General features: G+C 49.3%; 12 protein-coding genes. 5 read left to right on the forward strand and 7 right to left on the reverse strand.

Going from position 1 to position 21988, the window contains the following annotated elements:
• Positions 1–187: 187 nt before the first annotated feature.
• Positions 188–2527, reverse strand: coding sequence for a translocation and assembly module lipoprotein TamL (tamL, locus tag K6V26_RS26050; protein ID WP_224265882.1), 2340 nt, complete (start codon positions 2525–2527; stop codon positions 188–190).
• Positions 2527–7131: a translocation/assembly module TamB domain-containing protein gene (locus K6V26_RS26055; protein WP_009859826.1), complete on the reverse strand. Its 4605-nt coding sequence runs from the start codon at positions 7129–7131 to the stop codon at positions 2527–2529. The genes tamL and K6V26_RS26055 overlap by 1 nt, the downstream gene beginning before the upstream one ends.
• 870 nt (positions 7132–8001) lie before the next feature.
• On the opposite strand from K6V26_RS26055, the gene K6V26_RS26060 reads away from it, so the two are divergent.
• Positions 8002–8697: a DUF4373 domain-containing protein gene (locus K6V26_RS26060; RefSeq protein WP_224264243.1), complete on the forward strand. Its 696-nt coding sequence runs from the start codon at positions 8002–8004 to the stop codon at positions 8695–8697.
• Here the strand turns inward: K6V26_RS26060 and K6V26_RS26065 are convergent.
• Complete coding sequence (locus K6V26_RS26065) at positions 8581–10176, reverse strand: MutS-related protein (RefSeq protein WP_224264244.1); 1596 nt, start codon at positions 10174–10176, stop codon at positions 8581–8583. The genes K6V26_RS26060 and K6V26_RS26065 overlap by 117 nt on opposite strands.
• Before the next feature lie 122 nt (positions 10177–10298).
• Here K6V26_RS26065 and K6V26_RS26070 point away from each other — a divergent pair, with 122 nt between their 5' ends.
• On the forward strand, positions 10299–11084 hold the full coding sequence (locus K6V26_RS26070) for an inositol monophosphatase family protein (protein WP_010800730.1): 786 nt from the start codon (positions 10299–10301) through the stop codon (positions 11082–11084).
• Between the two features lie 6 nt (positions 11085–11090).
• On the opposite strand, the gene K6V26_RS26075 is transcribed toward K6V26_RS26070, so the two are convergent.
• The 4 genes from K6V26_RS26075 to K6V26_RS26090 all read right to left on the reverse strand — a co-directional run bounded on the left by K6V26_RS26075 (position 11091) and on the right by K6V26_RS26090 (position 13878).
• A complete protein-coding gene (locus K6V26_RS26075; RefSeq protein WP_224264245.1) occupies positions 11091–12041 on the reverse strand; it encodes a calcium/sodium antiporter in 951 nt (316 codons plus the stop codon).
• Positions 12041–12436 (reverse strand): DUF3127 domain-containing protein, encoded by a 396-nt coding sequence (locus K6V26_RS26080; RefSeq protein WP_009859820.1) that lies wholly within the window; start codon positions 12434–12436, stop codon positions 12041–12043. The genes K6V26_RS26075 and K6V26_RS26080 overlap by 1 nt, the downstream gene beginning before the upstream one ends.
• 66 nt (positions 12437–12502) lie before the next feature.
• The gene (locus tag K6V26_RS26085) at positions 12503–12880 is read right to left on the reverse strand and encodes a MerR family transcriptional regulator (protein WP_009859819.1); all 378 of its coding nucleotides are present in this window, start codon (positions 12878–12880) and stop codon (positions 12503–12505) included.
• Positions 12881–12894: 14 nt separating this feature from the next.
• Positions 12895–13878, reverse strand: coding sequence for a M23 family metallopeptidase (locus K6V26_RS26090; protein ID WP_010800728.1), 984 nt, complete (start codon positions 13876–13878; stop codon positions 12895–12897).
• Positions 13879–13974: 96 nt separating this feature from the next.
• Between K6V26_RS26090 and alaS the strand changes: the two genes are divergently transcribed.
• From alaS to K6V26_RS26105, 3 genes are all read left to right on the forward strand, one after another.
• On the forward strand, positions 13975–16602 hold the full coding sequence (gene alaS / locus K6V26_RS26095) for an alanine--tRNA ligase (protein WP_010800727.1): 2628 nt from the start codon (positions 13975–13977) through the stop codon (positions 16600–16602).
• Positions 16603–17281: 679 nt separating this feature from the next.
• Positions 17282–18046, forward strand: a complete 765-nt coding sequence (locus K6V26_RS26100; RefSeq protein ID WP_224264246.1) for a DNA-binding domain-containing protein — start codon at positions 17282–17284, stop codon at positions 18044–18046.
• 210 nt (positions 18047–18256) lie between these two features.
• Positions 18257–21961: a hypothetical protein gene (locus tag K6V26_RS26105; protein WP_224264247.1), complete on the forward strand. Its 3705-nt coding sequence runs from the start codon at positions 18257–18259 to the stop codon at positions 21959–21961.
• The last annotated feature ends 27 nt before the right edge of the window (positions 21962–21988 follow it).

The following is a 21988-nucleotide window of genomic DNA, read 5'->3' on the forward strand; positions in this document are numbered from 1 at the left end:
AATATCGCTTTCAATGTCCGAATCTTTTTACATTATTAAACTGCTGCAAAGGTCGGCTGAAAAGGAAAGCGCATCAATCACCGATTATAGGTAAAAAAGAAGCGTAAGGGAAAGGGTAAAATAACTATATATAGGTATGGAGGGGAGGAGGAATAATAATCGACCTTCCCCTCAACAACTATACTTCCTAGAACGGATACCCGATTGCCAGGTGCCATCCCGGCGTATATTTGGGGACGTTGAAATAACCATTCTTGTCCGTTTCGTAAGGAACATGTAATGGGATACCCATATCCAGGCGGATCACGATAAAGGTCAGGTCGTAACGCAGGCCGACACCGGCATCCAGTGCCAGGTCTTTCAGGATACGTCCCCATTTCAGTTGGCCGCCGGGACGCTGCTTGTCTTCACGGATCAGCCAGATGTTACCGGCGTCAACGAATGCAGCCCCGTGCAGGTCGCCCAGGATCGGGAAACGATATTCGAGGTTGGCTTCGAACTTCAGGTCGCCGGTCTGGTCGAGATAGCTGTAAGTAGTCTTTTCAGGAAGGTAACGGCCCGGACCGATCGAACGGATCGTAAAGGCACGCAAACTGTTGGCACCCCCGATATAAAACTGCTCGCTATAGGGAGCGACCCGGGCGTTCCCGTAACTGTAGACAGCACCCGCCATCATACGTCCGACCAGATGCTGGTTATGGCCGATCTTATAATCGTAGCGTATTTCGGCTGTCCCTTTGACGAACTGGGCAAACTTGTTTCCCAGCAGATGTTTCCCTTCTTCGTTGAATTTCTTTCCGGCAATGGCATAGCCGGCACCCAGGAGGTTACCTGCCTGCGAAACGGCAAGCTGGAACCACGTATGGTTCCGGCGTGTAGTGATCGGGGCATCATCATAGGTATAGGTATAACCCATTGCCGGTACGAACTGGTTCTCCAGACTCAGTTTTAACGCCTTGTTATCCTTTGTTATGCTGTCGAATTCATGCGTCGTAGACTGGAGCAGGTTGTACGTCAGCTTGAACGGCGTGATCGAATGGTGACTGGTAGCGGACGACTGGTAATCGTAGGAAGCACTTCCGCCGAAAGCCAGCATCTTGAAGAAACGTGCCCGGTTCAGCTGGTCGACATACAACCGGAAAGAGGTACTTGACGGATACAAGCCGTCTTTCTTCATCATTCCCGGGAAAAGCAATTGCGGGAACGTCAGCGTTCCGCTCAATCCCATCTCCCAGCTGTTGATGGCCGATTTGGCACCATCCACCCGGTTGCCGGTCTGCCATTCGTAAGAACCGCGCAGGCGTACTCCGAAAGTCTCGCCGCCACCGAACACATTCCGTTTCGTAACGCTGAAGATAGCTCCCGGTCCCACCTGGTCGTTACTTTTGGAGGTGACGTTCACTTCCAGCTCACCGTCGAGCGGAAGGTCGTAGACCGTGTTGATCTTCAGGTCGAGCGTGTCCTGGCGGCGGGTGGTGTCGCGCGGGGTATATTGCATTTCGGAATACCGGAAAATACCCAGGCGCGAATAGCTGGTCTGGGTCCGTTGCTGTTTTTCCTGCGAATAAAGGTCGCCCGACCGGAACCGCAGGCGGTTATAAAGCACCGACGGACGGACGCGCAGTTTGCCTTCGTAATAGACGGTCATGTCTTTGTAACGTACCGAATCGGTGGGTGTCTCATTGTTATAGCCGTTCAGCCAGACTGATATATCGCCGATCTTCCACGGGCGAAGAGCGGCACGCGACAGTCCGGGTTTGGTCATGATGCGGAGCGCCACCTTGCCGGGATTCATGATGGTATCAGCCTGGTAAGTGATGAACTCGGGACGGAAATAATAAAAACCGTTGTTGCGCAGCAAGGAGGAGATACGCTGCCGTTCGGCTTCCAGGTTCGTCACGTTGAAGTTTTCACCGTCATGAAGCAGGCGTTCACCTATCGTATTTTGTATCAGTGTATCCATCCGGTGACGCATCCTTACATAACGGATACTATCATAGGTGTAGGGATGGTTCATGGCCACCTGGTAAATGAGTTTTGCTTTCTTCGCATTTTTCGGATTGGTATCCACCTGGAAAGAAGTCGTTCCGTTGAAATAGCCATATTCCTTCAACAGGTTTTGTGCAACCTTGATGCGGACTTCGGGATTTACGGTGGAGACGAACACCGGTTTAGCAGCCAGCTTGTCGAAAATCCATTTCCCAATCTTCCCCTTTTTATTGACAAATGCATTATAGACCCAGAGGCCGAAAGGCAACGGCACACGGATGGACGAACTTCCCAGCAATGCATTGTTGGGCGGATAGGCAAGGGCGCCTTCCACTTCGGCGAGGGCATCTTCGCCGGCGGTGGTTTTATCTTCATCGGTGACTTCTATTTTCTTGATACCGGTGTATAAAACTTCGCCTTCAGGCAGGTTCTTCGTTGTCGAACAGGAAGAGGATAGCAGGATCAGGGTAGTGAATATCGAGGCGATAACACACCCTCTGCCGTTTAACAGTCTGTATAATATGTCCTTATTTTCCATCATTCTTCTTCATTTACCGGTTTGGGTCGATTCTTTTTAAAATTGAACAGTTCGCGTAGATGGAGCATCTTGCGGCGCAGGACGATACCGGCGCCTGTTTCGGTGATCTCACCTTCCAGCAAACTTTCGTAGTTCTTATCGTGGAACAGCTTCACGTAGCGGGTTCCGCTGGCATCCAGCCGGTATTCGATCGAGACATTGTCGATAAAGGCCTGTGTCTGGCTGCTGTTGCTGGCATTTTCGCCGGTCGAGATGCGTCCGCCCAGCACGACACGGATGCGGTCGTTCCAGAAACGTTTGGCAAAACTGAAATTATAATCGGTACGCTGGCCGCCTGAGCCGTCGCCGTTCTCGTCGTAGGTATCCATGCCGAAGGAGATGTCGACCGTCTTCAGGGCACTTCCGGCAATGTTGCTGATCTCACTGTTGAGGAAGCTGTTCAGGGCGGCACCCATGTTCAGATTCTGTTTGCCGCTTCCGGAGTTGCCCAGATACATGCCGGTCATGATCATGCCGACTGCCAGTTTCGTGCGTTCATCTTCACCCAAGCTGCTCAGTTCGGTCTGCATCGCCTGGTCTTCGGGAGCCGTCAGGACGAATTGCAGGCCCAGGTTCTCCAACTGCTGTTTGAGGGCGATGCCCACGTCGAAATTCACCATGCGCGGATTCTGTCCGCTGAGCGTCACGTTCGTGCGGATACGTTCGGTGGCAGTCAGGTTCAGGTACGGGTCCATCGGATCGCCGCTCCACTGCACATAACTACCGTTTTCGATATTAAATTCTTTCAGCGGGATGACCGGCAGGGCATATTTTACAATACCACCGGAAAGGGTATATCGTCCGTTCAGGATCATCTCGCCCTGCGGGGTATATTGGAAAGAAAGGTCGCCACCCCCTTCGAGTTCGACTTTGCTGGAGCGGTCGGGGGTAATGTCGGCGTTCAGCCGTACGGACTGGTCGATGCGGATGGTCAGCAGCATATCCAGGCCGCCCAAAGGCAGCGGGGCTTCTTGTCGGCGTCGGTTCACCAGCGTGTCTTCGAATGAAGTGAAAGTCACCAGGTCGGATAGACGGTCCTGTACCGTCAGCGGCGAGTCTTTCATGACATAAGTCACATTGGTTCCTCCCAACAGTTGCAGGTTGCCGCGCATCATTAAGGCATCCAGCGGACCTTTGACCGTCGACGCCAGGTTGACGAGCAGTTTGCCGTACACCATGCTTTCCTTGTTACGCTTCACGTCGAGCAACTGCATGTTGTCGGCATTCAGTTTCAGGTCGGCCATCATCCGCGAAGGATTATTGAAGTCGATCGTGCCGTCTATCACGAACGGGTTCTTTCCGGCTGCGTGGATATGGTATTTGTCGAACAGGATCTTATTCTCTTTCACCACGATTTTCTTGTCGTCCACCCGGAAACTGGTACCCACGGCAGTGACGAACATTGAAGTCGAATCCATTTCGATATATCCGTTCATTTCGGGAGCTTTGCTGCTGCCCTTTATCGTCATGTTCCCTTCAAGCACGCCGCTGAGCGCCGCCATATTATCCGGGATAAACGGGTTCACCATATCCAGCGGCAGATGTGTTACGTCGAGCGTCCCGTCCAGGTGGTCGTTTTTCCCCATCTTGTAAAGGGCGGTTGCCGACATGACTTCGTTTTGGTCACGGAAGAAGTGCATGTCGACCTGGTGCGTATTGTCGGCCAGCGGGAGATAAACGGTGCTGAACATCAGTTCGCCTACCCGTCCGCCTTCATAGATCAGATTGTCGATATTTGCATCGACAACGACCAGGAACGAACTGTCCGACGGAGCATATTGCATGTCGGCGCTCAGGATACCCTTCATCGATGGTATCTCCGCAAAAGCCTTTGAGATCACATCGAGGTTGATCTGGCTCAATTCCAGATGCAGTTCCTCCATCTTATCCTTTTCGGGCAACGAATGTATCCACAGGGAGGCGTTCTCTTCGCCCGACAGGCGGAGGTCGGCGGCAATATCTTTTTCGTTCTTATAAAGGATATAATTGTCCGGGTTCAGCTTGAAAGGGCGGAATGCCAGGATCGGATTGTCCGGGAACAGATGGAGGTTGAAACCTTCTTCCACCTTGTCGGCACGCAGTCCGAGCAGGATACCGGTTTTCCCCAGGCCGTCCGTGTACAGGAGTTCGGCATCGGCAAACGTATTCCTGACCTTCCCCTTGACTCCGGCTGTGAACGGAGCCTGCTGGCGGAATTTCGTCTTGATGACATCGGCCTGATACAACAGTCCGAGCGAGTCCTGCCGGATCGCAAAGCTGACTGTGTCTATCCGCGTCGTGTCCTGCATCAGGTTGTAAATGCCGGCATCCAGCCGGAAACCTTCTTCGGGAGAGGTGAACGCCTCCAGGTTCAGGTTGTTGAACGAGACGTTTGCCTGTTGCAATATATTATAAATCGGATTATCCTTCCCTGCCGATATGGCCAGATGCATATCCGGCAGCAACGGTTTAAAGGCGGGGATATTGATCATCGAATCTTTCTCGAGCTGTTTGTTCAACCCTTCGGAAATCTTGTTGAACTTATCGGTCATGGTCTCCAGGTCGGAGTTGCCGGTCAGCACGATCCCGAGGTCGCCGGCATGGAAGGAGACGCGGGTGGTGTCCTGGGTGCTTTGGGCGTGCAGGGTCAGTGTCTTCGGTTTATAAATACCCGTGGTGGTAGTCAGTTCCCAGTTTCCGAGGGTGACGTCGACCAGGTTGTTCTTTCCCATGTCGGTTTCCGCTTCCGCGAAAAGCTGGAAGGAGGTTGCCAGCGAATCGTTCATCAGGTGCATGCCATAGAGGTCGAAGTTTTCGACATCGGCTATCAGCATGGCTTTGATCTCTTTCTTTTGCAAGGTCGCATTCAGCGTCATATCCATCTTTGCCAGCGGATATTTGCTCAGCAGGTCGAACTTTACGAAGTTCTTTTCCAGCGAACCGGCCAGGGTGACGTCCGATACGTTGTAATTGCCGTATCGTATATCCGTCAGTTTTCCGTCCAGCTTTGCCCGGGAAGAGGTTTTGAAGGGATCGAACCCTTGGCCTTCCGCCTGTATGGATGCGCTCATATAATAGAGCGAGTCGAGCGGCATAAAATGCACAGGTTCCAGGCTATCCACTTTCAGGTCGGCTTTATAAGCCTCTTTGGCCGGGTTGAAACGGCCTGTCAGCAGGACTTTCCCTTTGTCTTCTTTCAACAGGAGATCGGCCTGATACTCATTATTCTTCAGAGCCGCCTCGCCGGTCAGGGTGATGCCTGCCGGGATATTATACCGGTGCCGTTCGGCGGGGGGAAGCATTGTCAGCAGGAAATCGAGGTTGCCGGTTTTAGCTTTCAGGTCCAGTTTTCCAGAACGGCGCACACTGTCGGTCAGCGCTTTCATCGTTCCGGAAACGTCCATGCGGAAAGTCCCCGGCAACTCCGCTTTCAACTGGCGGAGCAGCATGGACGATAAGTTTCCCTCTACTCCGGCAGTCAGTGAAACCGGTTTCTGCGGATAGGCTTTCTGAAAATCTTCGGGCAGTGCACCGGCGAATGTCATCACATCTTCTTTACCCAAAGAGGCGGTTAATAACACCCGCATATCACCTTCGGGGTTTTCGTCGAACGAACTCCAGGGAACCATCGCCAGCAGGCGCGCTTCCGAAGCAGCTGTTTTCAGCAATAATTGCGGTACACTAATAGTCGTGCTGTCACTGTGAAGGCTTCCGGTCAGCGAAGTGATCGCCAGTCCGGAACGGTCGTCGGCAGAGAGTTCGCGTATCCGTGCCTTTATGTCCCTCCCTCCGTAGAACAGCGAATCCAGGGTGATATTGACATTACTCAGGGCGATATGCGATGGGTCGAAACCTTTCACCGGCTCCTGGTCGTTGCCGTCGTATCCCAGTGTCGAACCGGTCAGTGTGAACAGGTCCGCCCCATATTGTGAAGTGCCCAGGTCTACGACGCCGTCTTTCAGGTTCGCCTTATCTATATAGGTAGTCAGGCGCAACGAGTCGGCAGGCATCTGCATGGCAAACGCCACCCGGTCGAAATTGATTTTTTCCAGTTTCAATATCCAGTTGACTGGGGTGGAGGTGGTGTCGGCTTTCGTTGTCGTATCGTTCAGTAGCAGGGTGATAGCGGTATCGGACAGGTCGATTGTATTGAGCGTCACCTGTTCTTTCGAGAGATTGATGCGGTCGGCCTTGGCATATAAGCGTCCCAGCACGCCTTTTATCTCCATGCCTTCGATAAAAGTCCCGGTATTCACTTTCACCCCTTCCAGGTTGATAGCGTCTACCAGCACTTCTTTTTTCAGCAGAGGCAAGGCTTGCACATTGACGGAAAGGCTTTTCAACGTCAGAAGCGTATCGGTGGGAGCCGTCAGGACCTCCACACCCCGCACAGTCAGGTTCAGCGGGAAGGAGAGGCGTATCCGTTCGATCCCGATCTGCATCCCGGTAGCTTTTCCGGCATAGTAGGCGGCCTGTTTCACTGCAAAATTCTGTACAGGCGGTATATATAAAAGCACAGAGACAAGTAGTATCAATACCACCGGTATCAACAACACAATCCCTATCCGTTTTATCCAAATCCTCATCTTTTTATCAGCGTTTTCTTTTTTATTATCATAACGGCTAAATACCCTGTTTTGTTTGAAAATTCTTTAACAAATATAGAAATAAAATTTCGTAATAAAAACGGGGTAATGTGATAATATGCCAATTTCGAAATGGCTGATACGGATAGAGACGGGATCGAAACGGGAGGTTTCAGTCTGTCGCTCCCTTCGTCTTCCTTCTTTTGCAGTACGTTCTGCACGTTGCGTTAAATGATCTTTTGTATAATATCCTTTATATCCAGATTCAATTTAGAGAAGGCAAACCGTGATTTCTCCATTATTTTTCATAGCGATACGATTTTGTTTGCGGCAAAGTTAAGATTATTATTTGTCCCGTATCTGTTTTTCTGTGGAAAATATTCAGATAAATCTGAAAGCCAGTCTCGAATTTTACATTATCTTCCCTTCCCTGTTTCACCCCATCCGAGTCCGTTTTCAATTTCTCCCGGATGAAATTTGATTTTCTTCCGAAAGAAATTATTTTTTCTCCCGGAAGGGCGTTTTCCTATAAAAAACAACAGCTTTTGCCGGAATGGGGAAATTTACAATAAGTATTTTGGCGATGGCCTATTTTTCGCCGCTTAGCGTGTTGATCTGAAGCATACGGGCGAGGAGGTGGTGGCGGAATACCGTTTCCATCCCGGGCGGGACTGGCGGTTCGACTTCGCCATCCCTTCCCACCGCGTAGCTGTTGAGGTGGAGGGCGGCGCCTTCAACGGTGGCTGCCATATCCGCCCCGAAGGCTATCTGCGTGATACGTGTGCTGCCGGGAGAACTGCTGGTGCTGAAAACGTTACGGCTGGTTATCCGTGCGATACAAAATCATAATTGAAAAAGTTTATAACAATCATGGCTAGACCTATCAAAAAAGGACTGGATTATTTTCCGGTCGATACCGATATATTTGAAAATATACAAGTACGTAAACTGAAAAGCCGCTACAAGTCGCTCGGCTTTCTGGCTTATTTCACCATCCTGTGCGACATATATAAGAAAGAAGGGTATTTTCTTCATATATCAGACGATTATGTGTACGATCTTTCCGACCGTTTAGGTGAAACAGAGGAAGTTGTGCGGGACATAATCGACTTTAGTTTGAAAATAAATCTGTTTAACAGGGATATATACAATGTTTATTGCGTATTAACATCCAAAAGTATTCAAGAACGGTATATTCAAGCACAAAAGCGATGCAAAAATCCCGTTCGCGAAGAGTTCGATTGCATTAATGTTGCAGAAACCCCGGTTATTGTTACAGAAACTACCGAAAATATGACAAAAAGTGCACATATTATATTAGATAATATTATAGTAAATGAAAGTAAAGTAAACTTACAACAACAGCAACAACACGCGTGCGAGGAGCCGAAAGAAGAACCGCAGAATTTGGATGAAGCGCGTGAGCGATGGAAAGATGCTTTGCGAGAATTATCGGCCTTCTATCTGCCGGATAACGGAATAAGCATCTTCTATCAATGTAGCCGGATAATCATTTATTTCCAGAATGCGGATGGCGTTCCGCTGGTAGAGGTTGCCTGCCTTTAATTTATAATCGAACGAGAGAATGCCGTTGGCTATCGTTTCACAGAAATGATACAGGTCGTATTCACTTTTCAGGAATGTTCCTAATTCCGCATCGTGGGTGGAGACAATTACGATGTTGTTCGAGGTGTTCAGGTATGACAGGACCGTTTTGGCTGCCGCTATCCGCTCGGTGGTGTTGGTTCCCTTAAATATTTCGTCCAGCAGGAAAAGGTTGATATGTTCGCTACAGCTGCATGATAGCATATCGCGGATCGACTCCACTTCTTTCAGATAGAAACTTTTGCCGTCGGAAAGGCTGTCGGAAAGCATCAGGGCGGCATGGATCATGACAGGCGTTTTCATCTGCATCCGCCGGGCAAAAGCCGTATGAAGCGTCTGTGCCGCCAGCATATTGACGCCCAGGGTACGGATGAAAGTAGTCTTTCCCGACATATTCGAACCGGTAAACAGGATGGAGCGGCTTTCGATCCGGATCGTATTGGCAACACAGTTCTCGAGCAGGGGATGAAACATCTCCTCCGCCTCTATCCGTACTTCGCCTTCCGGCTTTTCCGGCAGACAGTAATAAGGCAGGCTCTTCCGCAGAAAAGCGACCGACGACAGGGTGTCTGCCAACCCGACAAAACGAAACACCGTCTCTATCTGCCGGTTCTTATCTTTCAGCAGGGTGATCACTTTATGATAGGCGATCGGTTCCGCCAGAAAGAAGATCTTGACGCATTCCATGATCGCCCAAAGGATGACAGCCAGGTCGCTGTCCATCTTCGATTCCATCCGCAGGTGGCCGCTCGCCTTTCTCAGTGTTTCCAATGAAGACAGCGCCTCCGGAACCTCTTTGCCGAGTTCTGTGAAAAGCGGGTTCTTCGATAGTTTGCCCGAAATATTCAGCAAACGTATCAGTTGGGGGATGGATATCAGAAAATTCAGGTTGTTCGGCTTGTTCCCGTAATGAATAACGCCGTTCACAAGTATCGCTGCAATCAACAAAAGCAGCCATGCTCCCGCTTGATAGAAATACAACAATAGAAGGAGCAAGCTCGGCAGGAAACCACAAACGCGAAAAAAGATTTTCCTCCATACAGGAACAGCCGGAAATCCTATACCCATCAGTGACGCAATACTATATGCTTCATGGGTATTCAGGATTTGCAGGTCTTTGACGAGTTCTTCCTGCAAATCCGGATGCGACGACAGCTCGTTTATAAGTGCTTCATGCCGTTCTATCTCGCCCGCTTTGTCCGGGATGATCCGCATCAGGTTGTACAGATACTGCTGCCCGACGCGTGAGGCGGTGCGGTCGGAAAACATAAAAAGATCCTCGAAACCCAGATCGGAACAGGTCTGGTCGGACAATACGCCCAAAGCATTCCGGTGCGTATCGAAACGGAAGAAGGAAGAGATATCGAAAAAATTATAACTCTCGGCTTTCTCTTCTCCCTTGTAGCTTGGAGTCTGTTTCCATGGTTTCCGGATATTCATAGATCGTAACTGTTTTATGTCTTGTGTCAAAAGTATATCTTTTTCGTTAATATTCAGTACTACCCGTATTATTTAGTTCCAAAATGCGTATGTTTGTCACAACAAAAAGATAAAAAGAGGATATGCTTAATTTAGAAGAACTTTGTACCCAGGTACAACAGATAGCCCGCGAAGCCGGGACTTTCCTGAAAGAAGAACGGCGTAAGTTCGACCGTACACGTGTAGAAGAGAAAAGTGCTCACAATTACGTATCGTATGTCGACAAGGAATCGGAAAAATGGCTGATCGCCCAACTCTCCGCCTTGCTTCCCGAAGCAGGCTTCATCGCCGAAGAAGGCAGCGGCAGCCTGACCGACGAAAACTATTGCTGGCTGGTGGATCCGCTGGACGGGACTTCCAACTATATTCACGATGTCGCCCCTTACTGCGTCAGTATCGCCCTGCGTAATAAAGAAGAATTGCTGATCGGTGTCGTTTACGAAGTCTGTCGCGACGAATGCTTCTACGCCTGGAAAGGCAGTAAAGCCTATCTGGATGGCAGGGAGATACACGTATCGGACGTATCCGACCTGGATAAAGCCTTTATCGACCTGGGATTTCCTTATAACTCCGATGCTTACCGCCCGGTGGCCCTCCGCCTGGTCGACCGGTTATACGGTTTCGCCGGAGGAACGCGCCTGATGGGAGCGGCGGCTGCCGAAGTCTGCTATATCGCCGCCGGACGTTTCGAAGCGCGTATCGAAGCCTGGATCGGTCCCTGGGATATAGCGGCAGGCGCCCTGATCCTGATGCAGGCCGGCGGTAAAGTGACCGACTTCAGCGGTGGCGACAACTGGCAGTCGGGAGATGAAGTGCTTGCCACCAACGGAGCGATGCATGAGACACTTATGCAGTTGGTCAGGGAGTAAAGTAACTTATCCTTTGATCAGATAGATCATATAGGCAATATAGCATAGGACCATAACAATCCCTTCAAGGCGTGTTATGGTGCGCTTTCTGATAAACAGCCCGAACAGGTAAAGCAATACGCATGAACCGATCAGAACCCCGAGGTCTGCATTGGTAATACCTTTCATGTTCAGCGGATTGATGGTCGCACTGCAACCCAATACAAAGAATATATTGAACAGGTTCGAACCGATCACATTCCCGATCGCCATCTCCGGATTTTTCTTCAAGGCGGCAACGACCGAGGTGGCGAGTTCGGGCAGGGAAGTTCCTCCGGCAACCAGCGTCAGGCCGATAATAGACTCACTGACACCCAAGCCACGCGCAATCCCTGATGCTCCGTCTACGAAGAACTGCCCTCCGTAAATCAAACCGGCAAGGCCACCGGCAATGAATACCCCGGATTTCCATACGGGCATCAACTTGATTTTCGTCTCTTCCTCTCCGTTCCCGTTATGTGCAATGGCGAATGTGTAACCCAGAAAGATCGCAAAGAAACAGAGCAGTAGCATCCCGTCGCTGCTGCTGATTGTATTTTCAGCCGCTCCGTTTATCAACACGTCGTTTCCGCAGATAAATAAAACGATAGATGCCAGGATACATAACGGAATCTCTTTGCTGAGCGTCCCTTTATTCATCCCGATGGGAACAATGGCTGCCGTGCAACCTACAATCATAAGGGTATTGAAAATATTACTTCCGACAACATTCCCGATGGCCATATCCGCACTTCCTTTCAGTGCCGATACAATGCTGACGGTCAGTTCGGGGGCGGATGTACCGAAGGCTACGATCGTTAATCCGATAACAAGGGAGGAGATGTTAAAACGTTTGGCTACCGAAGCAGCCCCATCGGTCAGTGCATTTGCGCCGACCAGGATGAGGAGTAGTCCGCCGATCAGGGCAACGATATCCATTAGAATGGCAGATCGTCGATCGGGTTAGCCGGGCCGAAGTCGGGAGCGGCAGATGCTGTCGGGGCAGATGCCGGTGCAAAGTTTTCCGGTGTCATGGCTCCCGGTGCTGACTGGGGAGCGCCCGCCATCGGACGGTCTACCTTCCAGGCACTGATGTTGGTGAACCAACGTCCCTGATACTCGCGGCTGTCTATATCGAATGATACTGTCAATTCTTCTCCGGGTTGAATAGCTGCTTGTTCGATGCGGTCGGCACCGAAGATCTGGAAGCAGACTTTCTTAGGGTATTGGTCGTGTGTCTCTAATACGTATTCCTGTTTTTTCCACTCGTTTCCAGCTTTGCTGGTTCCGCTCTGCGCAGGCAGTACGGCGATAATTTTTCCCGTAATTTCCATGTTTATTGTTCTATTAAATTGTCGGCGAAGGTACGCTTTTCCGGCGTAACCTGCTAATTGTTTGACTTAGATTTTCTCTTCCTGAGGCAATTCGGAAGGGTCGAGCGCATCGAAGGCTGCTTTCATAGAGAGCAGTTCTTCCTTAATCTGCTTCAGCTTATTAACGATCTCTTCCTGCCGGATGGTTGTCTCCCTGTTATCCTTTAGTTTTTGCCGGGCACCAGCCAGGGTCATTCCCCGCTCTTTTACCAGATGGAAGATCAGGCGGACGGCGTCGATGTCTTCCTGCTTATAGAAACGGGTTCCTTTAGGCGTCTTGCGCGGACGGATAATATCGAATTCTTTCTCCCAGAAACGCAGTGTCGATTCGTTCACGTCGAACATCTGCGCTACCTCGCTGATGGAGAAATATAACTTCAGATTTTTATCTTTATTTAATGCCATTGTCTTAAAGATGTTTAATCCATTACCTGGCCATGGTTTTCTGCAATCTGAATCATACGGTCGTATTCTTCCGGTGTCAGGTCCATATAGTAATATCTGGACGGATTATCATGTTTACCACGAACTATCACTTCATAATGCAGGTGCGGGCCGGTCGATTTACCGGTGTTACCTACTTCGCCAATCACTTCGCCGCGTGTCACTTTCTGTCCGACGCGTTTTCTGTATTTGCTCATATGACCGTATAATGTCTGGAATCCATAGCCGTGATCGATCATCAGACAGTTCCCGTAACCCTGTTTCCAGGCGGCAAAAGTGACGACTCCATCGCCGGTTGCATAGATTTCCGTGCCTACTTTGGCGGAGAAGTCCATGCCGGAGTGGAAACGCGGAGTTCGGTAGATCGGGTCGATACGTACACCGTAGCCGGATGCCGTGCGACGTAGGTCCTTGTTGGAGATTGGCTGGATGGCAGGGATGCAGCGGCTGCGTTCTTCCTGGTTCTTACCCAGTTTGATCAACTCTTCCAACGAGTTGGATTGTATATAAAGTTGTTTGCTGAGCATGTCCATTTTCTGGGTGGTAGAGACAACCAGTTCCGGATTGGACAGGTTCAGCAGATGTTCGTAGCGGTTGGTTCCCCCGAAACCTGATTTACGTACCGATTCGGGAATGGATTCGGCCTGGAAAATGGCGCGGTACAGGTTCTCATCCCTTTGCTGTATATCATCCAACACTTCCAGCGCATTGGTGAGACGTAATGAAAGTACTTCATACTGAGTCTGCAACAGCTTGTTTTCCTTTTTCATCAAAGACTCTACCGGCGAATCGATCGTGTACATCATAATAAAGAATACACCGATACCGATTGCCGCACCGATGCTCAAATGACGGAGCACAATGAAGAAACGGTCTCTGGCGGAGGGGTAAACACGGTCGTAACTGAGCGTATTCGGGTTATATAAGTAATATGTTTTTCTTGTTTTAAACAGTTTCATTGAATATTTTATTGCTTGGATACGTGCAAAAATAATAATTTGCAGTACTTTTGCAAATTGTTTTTCAGAATATTAACGAGAACTATATAATAGATTATGTTGACAGCAAAAGAAATTCGTGAATCGTTTAAAGAGTTCTTCGCTTCCAAGCAGCACCAGATTGTACCGTCTGCTCCTATGGTCGTGAAGGGGGACCCGACATTGATGTTCACCAATGCGGGCATGAACCAGTTTAAGGATATAATCCTGGGAAATGTACCCATTAAATATTCACGTGTCGCGGACTCGCAGAAATGTCTTCGTGTAAGCGGTAAACATAACGACCTGGAAGAGGTAGGACACGATACCTATCACCACACGATGTTCGAAATGTTGGGAAACTGGTCGTTCGGTGATTATTTCAAGAAAGAGGCCATCGGATGGGCATGGGAATATCTGGTGGATGTCCTGAAGCTGGACCCGAAACGTTTGTATGCAACCGTATTCGAAGGAAGCCCTGCCGAAGGTTTGTCGCGCGACGACGAAGCTGCCGGTTACTGGGAACAGTTCCTGCCGAAAGATCATATTATCAATGGTAACAAACATGATAACTTCTGGGAAATGGGTGATACCGGTCCTTGCGGTCCCTGTTCGGAAATTCATATAGACCTTCGCTCTGACGAAGAACGTGCCGTTTCTAGCGGTGCAGAGATGGTAAACAAAGACCATCCGCAGGTAATCGAGATCTGGAACCTGGTGTTTATGCAGTTCAACCGCAAAGCCGACGGTTCGTTGGAACCGCTGCCTGCGAAGGTGATCGATACGGGTATGGGATTCGAACGCCTGTGTATGTCATTGCAGGGTAAGACTTCCAACTACGATACCGATGTATTCCAGCCGATCATCCAGGTGATTGCCGAAAAGACCGGAACAAAATACGGTGACAACAGACAACAGGATGTGGCTATGCGCGTTATTGCCGACCATATCCGTACAATCGCGTTCTCTATCACAGACGGACAGTTGCCGTCGAATGCCAAAGCCGGTTACGTAATCCGCCGTATCCTTCGCCGTGCCGTTCGTTACGGTTATACGTTCCTCGGACGCCGCGAAGCTTTTATGTATAGCTTGTTGCCTGTCCTGATCGAGACGATGGGCGATGCCTATCCCGAACTGGTAGCCCAGAAGACGCTGATCGAAAAGGTAATCAAGGAAGAAGAAGAATCGTTCCTGCGCACGTTGGAAACAGGTATTCGTCTGCTGGATAAGAAGATTGAAGAAACAAAGGCTGCCGGAAAAACCGTTATCAGCGGTGTGGATGCCTTTACATTATATGATACATACGGTTTCCCGTTGGACCTGACTGAACTGATCCTGCGTGAAAACGGCATGGAAGTGAATATCGACGAGTTCAATGCGGAAATGCAGAAACAGAAAGAACGTGCCCGTAATGCGGCTGCTATCGAAACCGGTGACTGGGTGGTCCTGAAAGAAGGCGAATCTAAATTCGTTGGTTACGACCTGTTTGAATGTGAAGCCGAAATCCTGCGTTACCGTAAAATCAAGCAGAAGAATAAAGAGTTGTTCCAGATCGTTCTCGACCAGACTCCGTTCTATGCAGAGATGGGTGGACAGGTAGGTGATACCGGATGGCTGATTGCCGACGATGAAAAGCTGGATGTTGTAGATACGAAGCGTGAAAACAACCTGCCGGTACATTTCGTTACGCGTTTGCCGAAAGATGTAACCGTTACTTTCACGGCGAAGATCAACGAGAAGAAACGTATCCAGTGCGAATGTAACCACTCGGCAACTCACTTGCTGCATGAGGCATTGCGCGAAGTATTGGGCACACATGTCGAACAGAAAGGTTCGTATGTTTCTCCCGAAGCGCTTCGTTTCGACTTCTCTCATTTCCAGAAAGTGACCGACGAAGAAATCCGCCAGGTAGAAAAGCTGGTAAGCGAAAAGATTCGTGCCAACTATCCGTTGGAAGAGCATCGCAATATGCCGATAGCCCAGGCCCAGGCTTTGGGTGCTATGGCATTGTTCGGTGAGAAGTATGGCGAGGAAGTACGTGTCGTTAAATACGGTTCTTCTATTGAGCTGTGCGGTGGTACGCATATCCCGGCAACCGGTATGATCGGTTCGCTGCGTGTGATTGCCGAAAGTTCTATCGCAGCCGGTGTACGCCGTATCGAAGCCGTGACGGCCGAAGGGGCGGAAAACTATACCTTCATGTTGCAGGATTCCATGCGCGAACTGAGAGCTTTATTTAATAATGTACCGAACCTGGCGCAGACGATCCGTAAGTCTATCGAAGAAAATGCGGAACTGAAGAAACAGGTTAGCGACTATGTAAAGGAAAAGGTCGCTATGTTGAAGAAAGAACTGATCGCCAAGGCTGTTGAACGCCACGGAGTGAAGGTGATTGTCTTCCGCGGTGAGGCGAATGTGGATGCCATCAAAGACCTGGCCTTCCAGATCAAGGGTGAAAGCAATAGCGATGAGAAAGTGTTCTTCGTGGCTGGCATCAAGGATGGTGCAAAATGTGCTTTGATGGTGATGCTGAGTGAACCGCTTGTTGCCGAAGGACTGAATGCAGGAAAACTGGTAAAAGATGCAGCCAAACTGATTCAGGGTGGCGGTGGCGGACAGGCCCACTTTGCAACTGCCGGCGGTAAGAACTCCGACGGTTTAGCCCAGGCCGTAGAACAGATTCTTGAAGCGGCTGATTTGAAGTAAGAAAATATATTAGATATCTCTGTAAGAAGGGGGAGTATCAGGTAATGCTGGTACTTCCCTTTTGTTTTTCAACGTAGTCTGCGATCTTGAATCTAGTCAGGAAGACTTAGATACACCTCCATTAAAAAGCATGAGTCCAGCATAGACTATGGTAATAACGTTTACAAAGGTATGTAAATATCGTAGAAAGCAAAACCTTACAGCAATTATTTCATTGGGTGAAGCAATTAAAGTATCAAATTATTCCAAAATTATCAGCCTCTGTTTATACTATTACAGCATGAAAAAGGGAATTTTATATCCTTTCAGAGAAACAACTTTACTCGTAAGTGCCAGTGTTTTAGCAGTATACTTCTTTTGATATCTAATGGTTGTCTTTATTACCATAGTCTATGCTGAACTATTCATTTTATAATACATATGGATAACAAACAACCGATATCACTAGTATTAGTAAAATTTATCCCGGTAAACCTGCTGGAAGACAGCTTGTTTGCGCAGGTGTTATCGTCTGTCGGGACTTCTGTTATCTTTAGGCCGGACAGTCGGGCAAATACACAAATCCGAACCCTGAAAGCTGCGAAACCAGCCGTTATCATTACCCCGTTTCTACCTCTGTTTTCCGTCGTTTGGGACCTGCTCGTTGCAACTTCATTATTAACTACAAATACGTCATACCATGGCAGAAAAAACATTTCTAACTGTCGACCTGTACGATAACGTACTGACAGAAAAGTCTAACGACTACACAGGCAAAGTGTCCATCACCGGCACCATCCACAACACCGATATTGCCGACCGCATCGTGAAAGCACGTACCGAATACCGTCCCGAAACGATCGTGACCATCCTCGGCATGTCCGACGAGATCAAAGTGGCGGCTATTGCAGAGGGCAAAAGTGTGGTGGACGGCGTAGGCCAGTGGCTGCTCAACTTCAGCGGGCCGCTGGAAGGCGAAAAGCCTGCCTTCGACGCTACGAAGCATAAGTTCGGTGTCACGTTTACTCCCGGGCGTGGCTTGCTGAAATTATTGAAACAATTGACGGCCAACTTCCGCGTGGCTACAACCGGTCCGGTGGTGAACGATTTTACCGACTCTGCCTCCAAGCTTGTCAACCAGCAGATCACGCCGAATTCGCCGGCCATTATCACCGGATCGAATCTGTTGATTAAGGGCGATAATCCGTCGGTAGGCATCTATTTTACGCCCGACGGGGCCGATAAGACACCGGTCAAGGTGGCCCTGGTCGTGACTAACACAACATCGCAAATCATCATCCAGGTGCCTGCCCTGCCCGACGGGCAATACCTGCTCAGCGTCACGACGCAGGCTGGCGCAGGCTATTCGCTTGTGAAAGAACCGCGCACATACCAGTTCCCGATCTTGCTGACGGTCGGCAACCAGCCGGGCGGCGGAGGCGGCGATCGTCCCGAGATCGAGTAAGCTATTAACAGGGGCATGGGAACAGCGTTATTCCCATACCCCTCAACCGTGTTGTTCCCACCTGCCTCAACAGCGTTGTTCCCATCCTGCTCAACCGTATTGTTGACACAGGCCTCAATAACGTTGTTCCCATACCCCCAATGAATAAATGTTAAAAGGAATGGGGCGACAGTTCCTATGATTCAAATAAATGCATTAATTCTTTACAAGATGAACAGAAAAATTATGTATCTCCTGGCAGGTTTCCTATTCGCCTGTTTTACTGCCATGGCAAGCACCGACAATACGATCAAACTGAAAGTCGGCGAAAATGAAAGGCTCTATCAAATTGTATCATATTCGACAGGGAATGTTGTGCGGATGAATTCTCAAAATGAATTGGGAGTAATTTCATCGTTCTTACCTCCTGCTACTAATACACTTTGGTATATCCAAATAAGTGAAGACCCGGCAGGATCGCCCAAATTCGACTTTACGAACAAAGCCTCCGGCCTTATGCTGAATATTTCGTTGGAGGGCGCAATGGCTGAGGTGGGCCATAATATTTCTTCTCGGCAATTATCCGTCGAAGGCGGTTTAAACGGCTGGACCTTTTCCAGTACCTATACGGATGGCGTTGAAAAGGGGAAACCTTTGTTTACTCATTATAAACCCGATTCTGTTATTGCTTTGAAAGTTGTGGGCAATGCTATTACAGGCGTTAAGCTGGGAGCCGATGAGGTAGAGAATGTTGCTCAATCTGACAATTCTTACCAATTCAGCTTGAAAAAGCCTGATCCCATACCATTGAAAGCTGCAGACCTGAACACCATGATGGGATTGAATCCGAATGGTAAATCCTTCAAATTGAAGTTTGACAAAGAGGTTGATTCGAATGTATTTGCAAATGAACTGACGGCTGTCAGCGATACGCTGGAAGATACTCGCGATACGCGGTATAGTAATTGTGTAACCCTCATCAATACTTCGACCGGCAAATACCTGCGTGTGGATACGGCTTACCATGATACGGCAGAAGGTAATTTTCTGCAGATTACGGATACGGCTTCAACGGAAACATATATAGGTATGCAGGTTTCACCAGCACTTGCAAATGGTCTGGTAACGGATAACTATGCCTTTCAATTTCAATATTCCCCCTTTTCAGATAGCATTTTTATTATTGCTGCCTCGGCGATATTGGAGAAGGAAGCCGGTAAGTCATGGGCGGGATCTACACTTACAACCAGGTATCAGTCTCTGGAAAATTTGCATATAGATGTTAAGGACTTAACGGATTCCAATATTTTAACGGTAGGTACAGGCTCTCCGTATATCGTTTTTGATACAGATTATTATTCTCCGTTCGCTTCCACGAGAACAACTCTTCCAAGTGACCTGTATGTTATTCGAAGTACGGACGGGCACTATTTGTCGGTGCCGCTTGATGGCGATACCACCGTTCAGTGGGTGGCGTTGGATAAGGAGGCAGATGTTTGGGCGATGCCTTCTTTCCAGTGGGTGATTGAAAAGAATGCGACTGTTTCCGATAGTTCGGGGGTGAAAATTACGAACCGTGAATTCGGTAACGCAACAAAAGTATTCTATAATGTTCTTTTGGATAAAACAACTCCGGTTGAGTTGGAAGATCAAAAGGGAGTATCCAAAAGTGTCGGCCTGGATGGTTTCCTTCGTGCTTCGGCAGACGTTAAAGCAGAGCGCTATCTGGGATACAAATATCTTACTGACGACGAGATGGCATTTTACCGTTATAAATTCCGTTATTTGAAAGATGCTCCTGCTGAAGAGTATATCGGTGTGAATGACGTAGGCGACGATCCTGTGTTGTATGTCGGTGCCGGTTCGGATTTCTTGTTGCAGCAAGTCGGCAGTCAGGCGGAAGAATACGGGTATACCTCGCTGAAAGTTTCCGGTCTGGAACCGTTACGCCGTATGCAATATAGCCTGAAACTCAATCATCCGAAAATGATTTCCGGACAAAAGGCAACAGACGTGGTCTTGGATACCGATAATCATTTTGCTGTTTCTGCATCGGGCACACCGGCCCCGTTTTTGTTGAAAGCTATCAGTGGAAAGAGTATCGGCAATGCAACCGTCCCGTTCTATGCGTTTATCCGGCCGGGTACGCAGGCAGGCGATACGGTGAAGGTCGGCATCGACGATACCGACCGGCATTTGAAGAGCCAGTCTTTGACCGGATCGCCGACTGCCGCTTTCTCTGTGGAAGTGAGCGAATATCACCTGTACAGAAAACTCCGGCTGGAAAAAGAGGGCGTTGCTGCCGACAACAATCCTGATACGGTGAATTTCTTCCCGGCAACCGTTCCTTCGGGCAGCAGTATCGAATTCCCCGGCGGGAAAAGTACGATCTATGTGGATACGGCTTATGTGAACCGGGGCACAGGTGCGATCAAACCGCAATACCTGCTGGCTGTCGACGTCCGGTTTATACCGGAACTCAATGCGGTTGCTTGCACAAAGAATCATTCTCATGGCTACGACCTGGCAGGCAATGCACTCGATGAATATACATGCCCTTATGCGATCCGGCATGAAGGCGGCTATGTGAGAGGACGTTACCTGATGTCGGACGATTATAATTCGGGTGGGGAACTGTCCTTCGTCGAAGCCATTCATAAAGACGATACCTTATATATCCTGACGGCGGAGGAGGCAAAGCTTGCCGATCCGGTCGATTTCAGGGCTCTGACAGGCACGCAGATCCGCCTCGACAATAACGATCATAAGAATGCCGCCTTCTCTTTCCGTTTCACAGGAAGTAATCCTGAAAACTTCCTGATCGAAGCGAAGCAGTATGATGGAGAAGGGATAGGCCCGATGCAGGGCGGCTGGATAAAGTTCGAGAATGGTCAGCCGGTTGTTTCCCAAATGTCGTTTGACGATGCACGTGCAAACGGTACTGTTTTTACTCTCCGGACATCGACCGGATCGCCGAGGGCAAACGTTGCGGCTCTTTCTTCTGATGCCCCTACCGTCGACGGCTGGTACACCAGGCCTGTTACCCTGACTGCTCCTGCGGGTTATACCATTGCTTTAAAAGGTAATCCTGACTATGCCGCTTCGTTCGTCTGGGCGACCGAGGGCAGCAACGAACTGACTTATTCCCTGAAGCAAGACGGAACCGGCAATACGGAAGATAAAACAATCGTTATCAAACTCGACCTCACGGATCCTTCCATCTCCGCTACCGTCAATGATTTAGATTATACGCTCCATTTTGCCGACGGGGAAAAGGGGAGTGGCATCGACCGGCTTTTTATCGATGGCCGCGAAGTTGCTGTCAGTGCCGGAACAAGTTCTTGTAGTAATACCGGTTCCGCTGGAAAGCATACCGCCTTGCTGACGGACTGTGCCGGACGCGTCGCGACGGTCGACTTTACGCTGACTGCCAAAGTAGACCCGCCTGTACCGGTCTTTTATACCGTTACGCTTCCTGCTGTCGAAGGGGTGCAAACCGATCCTCCGGCAGGCGATTATACGGTGGAAAGCTGGGACAACTTCGGATTCTCCCTGGCCTTGGAGGAAGGTTACCGCCTGCATTCACAGCCGGTTGTCAAGGCGAACGGCGATATTATCACTCCACGTATTTCCGACGGCAAATACATCATTAAGTACATACGGGAGGACAAGGCCGTAGAAATAGAGGGTATCGTAAAAGATGATCCGGTAGCAAACGCGCAGATTAACGCTGATATTCGCATCCGTTCTGTCGGCCGGATGATTTATATCGATCTGCCCGCTCCGCTCTCCTGCCGCCTGACGAACCTTGCAGGCAAAACAATCCGCCGACTGCAGCTGTCTTCCGGTGAAAACTGTATCGATGGCCTGGCTGCAGGTATTTATATCATCAATCTGACAGATATGCCAGGCATAAAGGTGATTTGTAAAGAATAGAATTCTCTCCCCCCCCCCCATTCTCAT

This window comes from Parabacteroides goldsteinii (genome assembly GCF_020091425.1).
Lineage (GTDB): Bacteria > Bacteroidota > Bacteroidia > Bacteroidales > Tannerellaceae > Parabacteroides > Parabacteroides goldsteinii.

Bases quoted from the DNA above. Each gene is read 5' to 3' on its own strand.
- tamL (WP_224265882.1), bottom strand. From the start codon at position 2,527: ATGGAAAATAAGGACATATTATACAGACTGTTAAACGGCAGAGGGTGT.
- K6V26_RS26055 (WP_009859826.1), bottom strand. From the start codon at position 7,131: ATGAGGATTTGGATAAAACGGATAGGGATTGTGTTGTTGATACCGGTG.
- K6V26_RS26060 (WP_224264243.1), top strand. From the start codon at position 8,002: ATGGCTAGACCTATCAAAAAAGGACTGGATTATTTTCCGGTCGATACC.
- K6V26_RS26065 (WP_224264244.1), bottom strand. From the start codon at position 10,176: ATGAATATCCGGAAACCATGGAAACAGACTCCAAGCTACAAGGGAGAA.
- K6V26_RS26070 (WP_010800730.1), top strand. From the start codon at position 10,299: ATGCTTAATTTAGAAGAACTTTGTACCCAGGTACAACAGATAGCCCGC.
- K6V26_RS26075 (WP_224264245.1), bottom strand. From the start codon at position 12,041: ATGGATATCGTTGCCCTGATCGGCGGACTACTCCTCATCCTGGTCGGC.
- K6V26_RS26080 (WP_009859820.1), bottom strand. From the start codon at position 12,436: ATGGAAATTACGGGAAAAATTATCGCCGTACTGCCTGCGCAGAGCGGA.
- K6V26_RS26085 (WP_009859819.1), bottom strand. From the start codon at position 12,880: ATGGCATTAAATAAAGATAAAAATCTGAAGTTATATTTCTCCATCAGC.
- K6V26_RS26090 (WP_010800728.1), bottom strand. From the start codon at position 13,878: ATGAAACTGTTTAAAACAAGAAAAACATATTACTTATATAACCCGAAT.
- alaS (WP_010800727.1), top strand. From the start codon at position 13,975: ATGTTGACAGCAAAAGAAATTCGTGAATCGTTTAAAGAGTTCTTCGCT.
- K6V26_RS26100 (WP_224264246.1), top strand. From the start codon at position 17,282: ATGGCAGAAAAAACATTTCTAACTGTCGACCTGTACGATAACGTACTG.
- K6V26_RS26105 (WP_224264247.1), top strand. From the start codon at position 18,257: ATGAACAGAAAAATTATGTATCTCCTGGCAGGTTTCCTATTCGCCTGT.